Here is a 13621-nt window from a genome sequence, read left to right on the forward strand (position 1 = left end):
GGGCGCGCGTGCTCCCGAACGAAGCCATACCGCGCCAAGACTTAGCCAGGCGCAGTATGTGTTCGAATCGATCAACGCAAGCGGTTACCGCCCGTGCTAACCCCGCTCCAGGCGTCTACTGCCTGCGCCGTCTTGCCATACGTCGCGTCCTGCAGCGTTCCGGTGGCGGTTGCCAGGTTTAGCCCCGCCAAGTTGCCATTCAAGCCATCGTAATAGGCCAGATCACCACCCAACGCGGCTGTGTTACTGCCGCTCAGGTGATTGGTCAGCAAGCTGTTCATCAGGTTCCAACTGGTCATGGTCGGATTGGCAGCGAGTGCCGTGTTGAAAGCGGCAACCAGTTTTTTGAAATCGAATGCCTCAACGCCTTGGTTGTACAAAGGATTGCTTGAGCTCGCGTTGAACGTGGCCGCACTCGCTTCGATCACTTGCAAGGTCACGAAGTTTTGATTGGCTGCCCCGCTGTACCAATTGTTAAAGGTAACGGAATCCGTACCGCCGGTGTTCAAAACAAGGGAAGTACCGCTTTTCTTGAACGTCAGATTGGCGTAGGCAATTCCTTTGCCCAGGCTCAGTACGTTGGTCACGCCAGTTCCTGCAGTGACCGTATCAGCGCCACCGCCGGTATTGAAAGCGACGACCGCCGCGCCCGCACCGAGCGTGATGTTGTCGTTGCCCGCGCCGCCATCGATAAACGCCGCACCCGTGCCGGCCATGATGACTTCACTGCCCGCGCCGCCAAGAAAGGCCGCCTTGCCCGTCGGATTCTTCAAGGTGCTGGCGCCGGCGCCGCCTTGCAGCACGTTGGTGCCGGTGCCGCCTACCAGTGTGGACGCGCCACTGTTGGCAACCAACAGGTCGTTGCCGCTGTTGCCGGTGGCGGTCAGCGCGCCGGTGCCAGTCAGAATGAGATTGGTCACGTTGGCCGACGCGGTATAACTGACCGATGACTGGATCGTATTGAGCACGGCAGTGGCCTGCGCAATGACGACATCCGAGGCGCTGTTGACGACAAAGGTATTGTTGCCGGTACCGCCAGCGAGCGTATCGAAGCCGGCGCCCGACACCAGCGTCGTCGTACCCGTCCCAGCCACCAGCCGGTTGGCACTGCTGTTGGCAGTGATCACGTTGGTCAGATTATTACCGGTCAGGGTCAGGCTTGCCGTCCCGGTGCCGGTCAGGTTTTGCACGTTCGCCGGCAGCGTGGCGCTGACCGACGTCAGTTCCGTGTTGTTGCCGTTGTTGGCAGCTTTAATGATCACATCGCTGCCGTGGTTGATGACGAAGGTATTGTTGCCGCTACCACCGATCAGTGTTGCCAAACCAGTGCCGGCAATGAGCGTGTCGTCGCCGCTGTTGGCCGTGATGGTGTGGACCAGACTGTTGCCGGTCAAGGTGATCGCCGCCGTACCGGTGCCAATCAGCGTTTTGACGTTCGCCGCTGCCGTGTAGCTCACCGATGTCTGGATCTTGTTCGACACCGCAGCGCTCTGGGCCGTCACCACGTCGCCCGTATTGTTGACGACGAAGGTGTTGGTCCCCGTGCCGCCGACCAGCGTATCGTTGCCGACGCCGGAGACCAGCGTTGCCGTTCCATTGCCTGCCACCAGCCGGTTGGCGCTGCTGTTGGCGGTGATGACGTTGGTGAGATTATTGCCGGTGAGAGTCAGGCTCGCCGTTCCGGTGCCGGTCAGATTTTGCACGTTGGCCGCCAGCGTGGCGCTCACCGAAGTCAGCTCGGTGTTGTTGCCGCTGTTGACAGCTTTGGTGATCACGTCGCTGGCGTTGTTGATGACGAAGGTATTGTTGCCGCTGCCGCCGATCAGCGTGGCCAGCCCAAGCCCTGCGATCAGCGTGTCGTCGCCGCTATTTGCCGTGATGGTGTTGGCCAGGCTATTGCCCGTGAGGGTGATTGGCGCGGAACCGGTGCCGGTCAGCTTTTTCACGTTCGCCGCTGCCGTGTAGCTCACCGATGTCTGGATCGTGTTCGACAGCGCGGCGCTCTGGGCGGTGACGACGTCGGCCGCATTGTTGACGACAAAGGTATTGGTGCCGGTGCCGCCAACGAGCGTGTCATTGCCGGCGCCGGAGACCAGCGTCGCCGTGCCATTGCCCGCAACCAGCCGGTTGGCGCTGCCGTTGGCGGTGATCACGTTGGTGAGGTTGTTGCCGGTCAAGGTCAGAGCGCCCGTTCCGGTGCCGGTCAGGTTTTGCACATTGGCCGCCAGCGTGGCGCTGACCGAGGTCAGCTCCGTGTTGTTGCCGCTGTTGACCGCTTTGGTGATCACGTCGCCGACCTTGTTGATGATGAAGGTATTGTTACCCGCGCCACCGATCAAGGTTGCCAGCCCCGTGCCCGCAATCAAGGTGTCGTTGCCGCTGTTGGCGGTGATGACGTTGGCCAGGTTATTGCCCGTCAAGGTAATGGCTGCGGTACCGGTGCCGGTCAGCTTGTTCACGTTGGCCGATGCCGTGTAGCTTACCGAGGTCTGTATCGTGTTGGACAGCGCGCCGCTCTGGGCGGTGACGACGTCGCCAATATTGTTGATGACGAAGACGTCATTGCCCGCGCCGCCGATCAAGGTTGCCAGGCCGGTGCCGGCGATCAGGGTGTCGTTGCCGCTGTTGGCGATGATCGTATGCGCCAGGTTGTTACCGGTGCCGGAAATATTGCCAGTGCCCGTCAGCGTCAATTTGGTGATTCCAGGGCCCATGACAGCATTGACCGAGGAGGTCATGCTGGTCGAACTTGCAGCCAGCGCGGCGAGCGTGGTGGCGCTGCCATCGGCAAAGACAATCCTGGACAAGGCGCCGCCGTTGACCACGACGCTGCCGCCGCTGCTCACGCTGATGGTGACTGTCGTCACGCCGCTGACCATCGCAGATGAGGCTGACAGATTACCGGCCGTGATGCCGACGCCAAACTTGAGCGTATCGGCACTGGCGCTTTTCTTGATGGTGGTAATCCCATTGCCGACATTGAATTGGTAGGTCGTCACGCCGCTGCCGCCAACCAAGGTGTCATTGCCGGTGCCGGCGATCAGCGTGTCGTTGCCGGTGCCGGAAATGAGGGAATCGTTGCCGCTGTTGGCGATGATGACGTCACTGAGATCGTTGCCGGTCGCCGTCAGGTTGCCCGTGCCGGTCAGCTGCATGTGCTGGATTCCTGGCGCCAGGATCACGTTGACGGCAGATGTGGCTGCAGTGATGCCCGTGCTCGCTTGCGCCAACAAGGTACCCAGCGATGCCGTGCTATTGTCAGCAAAGCTCAGGTAGTCCAATCCGTAACCGTTGCTATTGTCATAGCCGTTGACCAATACAGGTTTTCCCAGGCTGTCAGTAATCGTCACGGTGGGGCTGCCATCGGAGCCGATCGCCGCTATGGCGGCCAAGTTATTCAGACTGATACCGGCGCCGAACTGCAGCGTATCATAACGTCTGCTTGCGTCGATGGTGGTGACGCCGGAGTTGGTGCCCACTGCATAAGTCGTGGTCGTGCCCCCTCCGCCGCCGACCAAGGTGTCGTTACCGCGACCTGCGACCAAGGTATCGTTGCCAAAATTGGCGATGATCATGCTGTCGACATCATTGGCCTGGCCCGTAATGCTGTTGCTGCCGAGCAGTTTCAGTACCGTCATGCCTGCTGGTAAAACTGCGTCTACGTCCGACAGCATTGTCGTTGCAGGAGCGAGCGACGCCACGGTTGCCGTCGTCCCATCGCTAAAGCGAAGACTACTCAAGGCACCGCCATTTATCACAATGCTGTTCCGATCACCGATGTTCAGGTTGACCACTTTCACGCCGTTGACCAGCGTCGTTCGGGCAGTGACAGAATCGGCGTGATAATTGAAGCCATTGGCAAACTGGAGCGTATCGGTACTGTTGCTATTCTCGATGGTGGTGATGCCGTTACCATAATTGATTAGGTAGGTCGTCGAACCGCTGCTGCCAACGAGCGTGTCTTTGCCACTGCCGGCAATGAGCGTATCGTTGCCGCTATTGGCATAGATAATGTCGTTCAATTCATTGGCCGTGCCGGTGATGTTCGCCGTGCCGGTCAGCGTCAGCTTGGTGATGCCGATGCCCATGACGACGCTCTTTGACGAGGTCATCGAGGTCGGTTTCAACGCGTTGAGCGTGGTCGTGCTGCCGTCCGCGAATCTGACCTGATTCAATGCGCCGTTCACAACAATGCTGCCACCACTGCTTACCTTCACCGTCAACACGGTCTGGTAATCGACGATGGTCGGCGTGACTGTCAGGTTGGCGGCCGTGATGCCAACTCCGAATTGCAGCGTGTCCACGCTGAGGCTATTCGTGATCGTGGTCGCCCCGTTTCCGACGTTAAACTGATAGGTTGCCACGCCGCCGCCGCCAGTCAGCGTGTCGTTACCGCTGCCGGCCACCAGCAAGTCATTGCCGGTACCTGCGATCAGCCTGGAGTTACCGGTGCCGGCGATCAGCGTATCGTTTCCGCTATTGGCAATGATGGTGTCGTTCAAGCCATTGCCGGTAGCTGAAATGCTGGCAGTTCCGGTCAGGGTGAGCTTGGTGACGCCCGCGCCCATGACCGTGCTGACCGCCGAGCTCGCGGTCGCCGCGCTGACCAGTGCGCCAAGCGTGGTGGTGCTGCCATTGGCGAATTTTACCTGGCTCAATGCCCCGCCATTGACGCTGACGCTGCCACCACTGCTGACTGCCAGGGTCACGCTCGCCGCGCCATTGACGACGTTTGAATATGTCACCAGATTGCTGGCGGTGATGCCGGCTCCGAACAGCAGCGTGTCTGCTATGGCGCTGTTGCCGATCGTGATTTGACCACTGCCGGTATTGAACAGGTAGGTCACCGTGCCGCCATTGCCGTAAAAAGTGGCGTTGCCGGTGCCAGCGATGAGCGTGTCGTTGCCGCTGTTGGCGGTGATGACATCGTTCCACATATTGGCCGTTGCCGTGACATTGGCACTGCCGGTCAGTGTCAGTGAAATGGCATTTCCGGGCATCACGATACTTGTGGCCGAACTGATTGCGAAAGAAGGTGCGTTCAATAAAATGGCGTCGATCGACAGCGAGGAACCATCGCTGAAACGCACCTGGTTTATCTTGTTTGCGGCCCCCAGACGAATACCTAGGAGTCGGGAGTAGTAATCTCCCGTCACATACAAATTCGAGGAACCGTCGGCCTTGAGCACGACATCGGGCGTCTGGCTCCCGCTTCGGATCTTGGCCATGAAGGCGCTGGCATAGGTTTGCCCCCAGTTCGTGTAAATATAATCAGGGATGTAGATCGCATCGTTAATGCTGCTTTGGATAACCGTACCGGCACCCTGGAACATCGTGGCGCCGCTGCCGCCAATGAGCACGGTGCTTTTGCTTCCGATCAAAGTGTCGTTTCCGCTACCACCGATGAGCGTATCGACGCCCGTCGCTTCAGCAATCCAGGTAGACCGGTTGTAACTGGTCGTGATCACGTCGTCGAGGTCATTCCCCGTCACTGCAATATTGTTACTGCCAGTTAAGACAATGTTCGTGATGCCAGGCTTGACGGTCGTGCTGACGCTGGTGTACTGAATGCCCGCATCGACATAGGTTCCATTGACAAAGTCCAGGAAAGGAATGACGGTGCCGTCCGGCAGGCCCAAAAAGCCCAATGGTCCGTTGACGTTCACTTGGGAACTGATGTAGAAACCGTAGTTCAGCGAGGTGTACTGCAGGATCCAGTTATCGCCATTTCGCTGAACGGAAAACTCCGTCATCACCATGTTCGGCGCCAACTGCAAAATGTCCTTCGGCCCGCCAATGATGGTGATTTGCTGGGTGCGCGGATTGTAGTCTTGCGAGGCGACGGCAAACTGTCCATTGTCGACAAACGTCGTGGCGCCGCTGCCGCTGCCGGTGGGGTTGCCGCTGACCATGGTCACGTGGCCTGACCCGCTTACCAGCGTGCTGTTGCCCGTGCCGGCATACAGCGTATCGTTGCCGCTGCCGGCGTACAGCGTGTCATTGCCGCTGTTGGCAATGATGACATCATCCAAATCATTCGCGGTGCCGCTGATATTGCCCGCTCCGGTCAAAATTAGTTGGTGCAAGCCGCCAGCCAGCGTAGCGTTGATCGCCGAGGACTGGATATCGCCCAGCCTGACCAGTTCGCTCACCGTGGTGGTGGCGCCGTCGGCAAATCTGATTTGATTCAAGGCGCCGCCTTTGACGACGACGCTTTTCCCGCCGCTCACGGCGATCGTCACCACGGTAACGTTCGCGACGACCGCAGTCTTGGCGGACAGGTTGGCGGCGCTGATGCCCGGGCCAAATTGCAGCGTATCGGCACTGGTGCTGCTGGCTACGGTAACCACGCCGCTGCCCAGATTCACGCCATACGTCGTCGCTCCGCCATTGCCGCCGACCAGGGTGTCGTTGCCGGTGCCCGCGATCAAAGTATCGTTACCCTGGTTGGAGGTGATCACATCGTTCAGGTTGTTACCTGTCGCCGTCAGGTTGGCCGTGCCGGTCAGCGTCATGTTTTGTATGCCGCGCCCTAATATGACATCGACCGCCGACGTTGCACTCGTTGGACCGCTGGTTGCCTGGGCTAACAAAGCGCCAAGCGAGGCGGTGCTGCCGTCGGCAAACAGGATTTTGTCGAGCGGGTTGCCAAATGTATTGATCACTACATTGATATAACTGGAAAACGATCCTACTCTGATGTTGATCGAACCATTGCCCGTCATTTCCGCATTCGCGATCAGGCCGGCAAGCTTGACGCCGGGGCCAAAACTGAGCGTGTCGGCCGCACCGCTGTCGTTAATCGTCGTGGTTCGTGACACATTGCTGACGACGTAGGTATTGATACCCACGCCGCCAATGAGCGTGTCATTGCCGGTTCCGGCAATCAGCGTGTCGTTGCCGCTATTGGCTCGAATCACCGTATTCAGGTTGGTGGCGGTACCCGTAATATTGGCGCTGCCGGTCAGACTGAGCGTGGTGATATCGGCCCCGGCGATCGCATCGACCTTGGAATAGGAGGTGGTGCCAACGGTGTATCCTGACGCCAGCAATTGGCTCAGCGTTACCGCGTCCCCGTTTGCAAAATGTACCTGCCTCAGCGCACCACCATTGATGGTCACAGTCGCTGCCGGACCGTTGGAAATCGTCACCACGGTATTGCCGTTGACAACTGCGCTACTAGCCAGCAAATCGCGCTCAAGGATCTCCGCGCCATATACCAGGGTATCCCCGTTGCCACTTTGGTTGATGGAAACGTCACCGGCCCACCAATTGACCACAAAGGTTGTCGCTCCGCTGCCGCCAATGAGGGTGTCATTGCCGCGGCCTGCAATCAGCGTGTCATTGCCGCTGTTGGCGCTGATCACACCATCGAGGCTGTTGCCTCTGGCCGTCAGGTTGCCCGTGCCGGTCAGCGTCATGTGCTGGGTGCCCTCACCCATTACCACGTCCAGCGCGGATGTTGCGGCCGTGCTGCCGCTGGTTGCCTGTGCCAGCAACGCCCCGAGAGACGCAGTGCTATTGTCTGCAAAAACAAGGCGGTCGAGCGAGTATCCCGCGCTATTGACGACCACGGTGCCGCCCATGCTATTAACGATCGTGACATTGCTCGATCCATCATTCGCCTTGGCCGCACTCGCGCTCAAATTGGCAAGCGTGACGCCCGAACCAAACCTCAACTTGTCCAGGAAACTGCTTTCCATAATCGTGGTAACTTGTGCGTCACTTCTTACCACGTAGGTATTGCTGCCACTGCCGCCGACCAGCGTATCGTTACCGGTACCGGCAATCAGGGTGTCATTGCCGGAGTTGGCGGTAATTACATTGCTCAATCCATTCGCCGTGCCGATGAGGTTAGCGCTGCCGGTCAGGTGAAGCGTGGTCACGCCGGCGCCCGCCGTCGCATTCACTTTCGAATAAGTCGTTGTTCCCAATGTATAAGATGCGGCGAGCAACTGGCTCACAGTTGCCACATCTCCATTTGCAAAACGTAGTTGACTGAGACCACCGCCGTCAATCGTGATTGCGCCCGCCTCGCTGTTGCCGATCGTGACCACGGTACTGCCGTTGACCACGGCGCTTGTAGCCGTCAGATTCCGTTCCAAAATCTCGGCCCCGAACACCAGCGTGTCGGCACTGCCGCTATTCTTGATTGTGACGTTGCCCAGACCGACCACATAGGTCGCCGTGCCGCCGCCGCCGACAAGGGTGGCATTGCCGGTGCCGGCGATGAGGGTATCGTTGCCATTGTTGGCCGTTATCACGTTATTTTGCGCATTGCCGGTGGCCGCGATATTGGCGGCACCAACCAAGGTCATGTTCTGGATGCCGTTCGCCAGCACGACACTGATCGCGGACGTTCCCGCCGTCGGACCGCTCGTCAGGGCAGCAAGCATTAGCCCCAGCGTCGCAGTGCTGCCGTCGTCAAAGGCGATTTCATCGAGCATGCCGTTGATGCTGTCGTTGTCTGAGACATTGCCCTCCACAATTACCTGTCCGCCGTGATTTTTTTGAAGCGTCACGACCAAGGCGCCGTTTGCGCCTGTTGCCGTGGTTGCACTCAAGTCCCCGAAACGCGTGCCGGCCACGAACACGATCTTGTCGTTGTAGGTGCTGCCTTGAATCTTTGTTACTGTGCCGGTACCGGCGATGACATCGTATTCGGCGGAAACTCCGCCTCCTACGAGTGTATTGTTAGCGGTGCCCGCAACCAGGGTGTCATTACCGCCATTGGCCCTGAGCACGTTGTCGACGTTGTTGCCGATTGCCCTGATGTCGTCATCGCCGGTGAGTGTCAGCGACATGGTGATCGGGAGCACTGCGGCTTGCGCTTCGCCTGCCGTCCTCGCCGCGAATCCATTGAACACACCCGCTACCCAGTTCAATTCGCTATTTACGGAGGAATAAGTTGCGTCACCTACGCGGAAAGTTGGCGCGAGCAACTGGTCGAACGTGGCGACGCTGCCATCGGCAAACTGTGCCTGACTCACGCCACCGTCATTGATCGTGAGCGTGGCGCCATTGTTCAAGGTAATCTTGACCACACTGCCATCGGTGTAGTCGACCCGACTGGCCTGCACATCGGCGATATTCGCATCGAGTTGCAAGATATCGCGTGCACTACTGGTGACGATGGAATTGGTTCCGCTTTTGATCAAGTAAGTCGTTTGCCCTGTACCGCCGACAAAAGCAGCCGTGCCATTTCCTGAGACCAGTGTGCTGTTGCCACTGCCCCCTGTCAGCCATGTGGCATGGCCGTAAATGCCGCCGTCCCCGGCATAAATCACGTCATCGCCGGCTCCGCCGACAAGATTGGCTATCCCCAGACCGCCGTAGATCGTGGTGGCGCCCGACCCTGCCACCACTTGCGTCGGACGAAGGATATTGCCGCCGTCACCCGCGTAAATCACATTAGTACCGGCGCCGCCAAATAGCAGATTGATGCCGGCGCCACCCCTGATTGTGGTGTTACCGGTGCCCGCGCTCACTTGTGTCGGATCCGTCTCGGTGCCGCCGTCGCCCGCGCTCAGTACGTTGTTCCCCGAGCCGCCGAAGATCAGATCAACGCCCGATCCGCCGACAATCGTCGTTGCACCAGAGCCTGCACTGACCGAGTCCCTGCCACTGCCCAACACGATCAGGTTGATGCCGGCACCGCCCATGATGCCGGTGTCGCCGCTGCCCGCTTGAATATATTCGGTGCCGTCGCCGGCGAAAATGGTGTCGCGGCCGGAGCCGCCAATGAGTGTGTCGTGGCCACCAGCGCCAGACATTCTGGTATTGCCAGTTCCCGCTCTCAAAGACGAGTTGCCGGTCTGCGAGGTCGCCCAACTGGCATTGCTGTCGCCGCTCCACATGGTGTCGTTACCGCTACCGCCAATGACGGTGACATTGCCACCCTGCCCCACGACTAAGCTGTCGCCGGCGCCAACATGGATATAGTTGTTGCCGCCACCGCCCCAGATGGTGTCGTTGCCACCGCCGCCAAAGATCGTATTGTTGCCGCGGCCCGCCACAATCGTGTCGTTGCCGACGCCCGCAACGAGGTAGTTGTTGCCGTTCGAAAGTTCATAGCCGCTATTGCCGGTGCCCCCATAAATGGTGGCATTGCCTGTGTTAATGCGCCCACCTTGGTTGAGATTGCCGCGGGCGAATCCCTGATGATTATTTTGATCGTCGGAACCTTGTATGTCGCCAGGCAAAACGTTTTTTAAATATTCGTACGTGTTGCCGCTACCGATGACTCCGTTGTAGACCGTATTCTGCCCGGGTCCGCATACAATGATATTGCTGCCTTGTCCAACAAGGATGAGGTCATCACCAGTACCGCCTATCACGGTATTGTTGCCATCACCTGCGACGATCCAGTCCCCGACCGCATGGCGTGCACTTGCCGATGCCTGCTGGCTCAAGGCTATGTCGAGCGAGACAACCGAGCGCGCGTAAATCTGGTTGTTGCCGTTACCGACGCCGATGAGGTTCTGCCCGCCACCGCCCACAATGGTGTTATTACCGGCAGCATAATTCTGGATCGCGCCGGCAAGGCCAGTGGGGAACGTCCCGCCGGCGGCGCTGTTGGCAATGTTGAAGCTACCGTCGACCAGTTTATATCCCACAATGGCGGCGGCGATAATGTTCGTACCCGTACCGGCAATGATCTTGTCGTTGCCACCGTCGAGCTTATAAAAGGTGACGGGCGCAATGGCAGCGGTGAAGGACCCTGCCACGGGGAGCGTGCCGTTCACACCGGCGATCGCCGTCCCCGGTATGGCGGGCGCGACGGCAGCATAGTTGACCGTGACGCTGTTGCTAGCGAGCGAAGTGCCTGAAATGATGGCACTTAATTTGATCGATTGAGCCGCGCTCAGGTCACCGCCATTGACCAGGCCGACTGTGACGCTGTCGGCACCGGCAGGAATGATGATCGTTGCCGCGCCGCCCGATAAGGACAGCAGTCCCGAGCTGAGGCTGAGAGAGGGCGAGGTGCCGCCTATGGCCGCGATGGAGAGCGCGGTATCGAAGAGCGCCGGTGTGGAAAGATAAAACGTGACGCTTTGCTCGCGACCGGTGGTGCTAACGGTGCCGTCAGCAGGAGCGTAGCCATTGGAGAGGAACGAATTCCCAGGTATGTTCGCCGCTACGCCAACACCCTTTGCCAGTTGAATGCCGAGGTAACCCGTCGTACTTTGGGCGGATTGTAAATTGAAGCTTTCGATGCTGATTTCACCCGCGCCTAATGCCCCGCCGGTGATCTTGAGTGTGCCGATTGGCGAAAGAGGATTGCTTGCATCGCGGATGAAATTGTATTGAATGGCGCCGTCCGTCCACGTGTTGGCCGCTGTGGTAGATAAAGGGATGCCGCTTGCACCGGCGCTCTTTAGTTGTATCGCACCTACCCAGACGGTGCTGCCGGCACTGCCGTTCTTGATGGTTTCCTTGCCGGCTGTACCACTAGCTGGCGCAAATACAAATTTAGAGGTGCCGGTGCCGCCATCGAGGGTGTCATTGCCTGCGCCGCCAATAATCGTATCGGTTCCGCCACCACCAATCAAAAGATCATCGCCAACGCCTCCCTCCAGACTGTCGTCACCTTCCCCCCCGTCAAGAGTATCGTTGCCCTTGCCTCCTTGTAGAACGTCGTCGCCCTTGTTGCCTGTTAATACATTGTTGACATCATTGCCGATGATCGTGTCGTTGCCGTCCCCGCCTTTGGCGTTTTCGATCGTTGCGCCGTCAGCAATGCCAATATTTCTCGTCCCACCGATCGAGCTAAGGGTGCCGGGCAATAACGATATGGAGAGATTGCTGCTCGCGGTGTAGGTCGAAGCATCGAAAGTATCGACGCCGCCTGCGTCCCAGATAACTTTTCTTTGGTTTTTAAAGATTTGAAACGGTTGCAACGCCGAAAAACCGACATTATTATCGAGCGTAAATTCGAAATGATAAATACTGTCATTTCTTGCCCAAGCCATATTTTTGCCGGAGATTTTTTGTAATGATGCAACGTCATACAATAAAGGTGTGATCCCCATGGCAAATCCTTTGGGATACGCAAGATCAAACATTAGAGAATCTTCATGGGTGAGTGGTGCAACCGCATGATTTAGTCCAAGTGAGTGCAATATCTCGTGACTCAATGACCGGAATGGTACTTCACCTAAGGCAAGGTCATTATTTTCCCATACAGGAAGTGACGACATAAAAATGTCGTTAATATGCTTTGTGCGAGTGGACGCCAGAAATTGAATATTTACTCCCCCATGATTCATCGTCGAATTACCGAAACGAATATCAGTCGAGTTTGTTGGTACGGGACTTTCTATAAAACGGAGTCTTGTAATTTGCTCCACGATATCGAAAATTCTTCGGACTGCATTTTTCTGATTTAGGGAAAATACCGAGAAGCTCGGAACAAATTCAGATCTGGTTGCCAAGTCCACATCTACATAGTCAGCATTTGGAAAAACTCTTAAAAACGAATAGGTAATTGTTTGCCCTGCCGTGTATCGTGTTTTGTTGGGATTGGTTAGCAACAAGTCTGGGTTCACTGTGGTTGTCATTCGCTTTTTCCGTTCAATTTCTTATTGTTTCGAACATTTACTTTTTCTATGGCCAATTCGATCTCATCTCGTTGACTTATATCCATCGGCAAGACGCGCGACATGTAGCGCTCGGGCATGTCCAACCGAACATAGTATTTTTCAAAAGCGTCCAAAATAAAAATTTTCTTTACTCCAATTAATCGAGACTTCATATCGCCAAGTGGAGCATCGACTGGAATGATCGTGTCTGCGAGAATTTGGGGCATCGTGTTGTTCTGATAAAGCACCTCATCGACTCTGACCACTGCGTACAACAGCCGCAACTTGCTGTTATCTCCGAACTTCCTCATATCCGCCTGCGTTTTTTTGTCAATGCTTCGGAAAACATATTTCTCGATATGACCAATAACCACCGCAGCAGACATCGAAACTCTTTGTGCCGCAGTTCGCGGGCGTAAATCCGTCGCGGCAATTTCCGCAGCCGAGCAACTTGATGAAACCATGGTGATTACGACAAAAATAAGGCTAAATAATATTTTTTGGTATGGCTTCATTTCTTTTGGCCTTTTGCGGGAAAGCGCGGTACTGAGTGATTAGCCGGCAACCAACCTTCAATCATATTGTTTACTCGGCTTATTAATTGATCGGCATGTTCAAGTTGATTTGGCGGAAAAATCATCGCATATTGAAAATGGCTTCGCTTTAAAAAAACATGCGCGGTACATTTGCTGGAACTTGGCGCTTGACAATTCATATACAGTTCGTAAGGTCTGCTAGCGCTGGCAACGTAATAGGCGCCCCTCTCGCCATTACAACCGTGCGCCCGATCTTCTCTTTCTGAACGCGCCGCATATTCTTTATCGATTATCGGCATTTTCTCTTCCAGTAGTCCTGGGTATTGAGATTGGACCAGCGCTATTTTCATACCAGAAACATTGTGCTTCTTTGCCGTATTCGCCAGTGTTCCCTCATCGGCGCGCAACATCGTCAAGGGTCGCCAATCCAATCCACCCAAGTTAAGACATTTCAACAGTTTTTCTGAGTCATCTTCTTGTGTGGTTTTACGCCGGGCTTCCTGG

3 protein-coding genes are annotated in these 13621 nt (G+C 56.8%); all 3 read right to left on the reverse strand.

Annotation, left to right across the window (positions count from 1 at the left end; all coding sequences use genetic code 11):
• Positions 1-71: 71 nt before the first annotated feature.
• Positions 72-12560, reverse strand: a complete 12489-nt coding sequence (locus ACP7BV_RS25175) for a M10 family metallopeptidase C-terminal domain-containing protein (RefSeq protein WP_426107630.1) — start codon at positions 12558-12560, stop codon at positions 72-74.
• Positions 12557-13096, reverse strand: coding sequence for a hypothetical protein (locus ACP7BV_RS25180; RefSeq protein ID WP_426107631.1), 540 nt, complete (start codon positions 13094-13096; stop codon positions 12557-12559). The genes ACP7BV_RS25175 and ACP7BV_RS25180 overlap by 4 nt, the downstream gene beginning before the upstream one ends.
• The coding region (locus tag ACP7BV_RS25185; protein WP_426107632.1) for a hypothetical protein at positions 13093-13621 on the reverse strand (529 nt) is incomplete at its 5' end. The genes ACP7BV_RS25185 and ACP7BV_RS25180, both read right to left, overlap by 4 nt.

The organism is Massilia sp. TSP1-1-2 (assembly GCF_049896185.1).
Classification (GTDB): domain Bacteria; phylum Pseudomonadota; class Gammaproteobacteria; order Burkholderiales; family Burkholderiaceae_D; genus Telluria_A.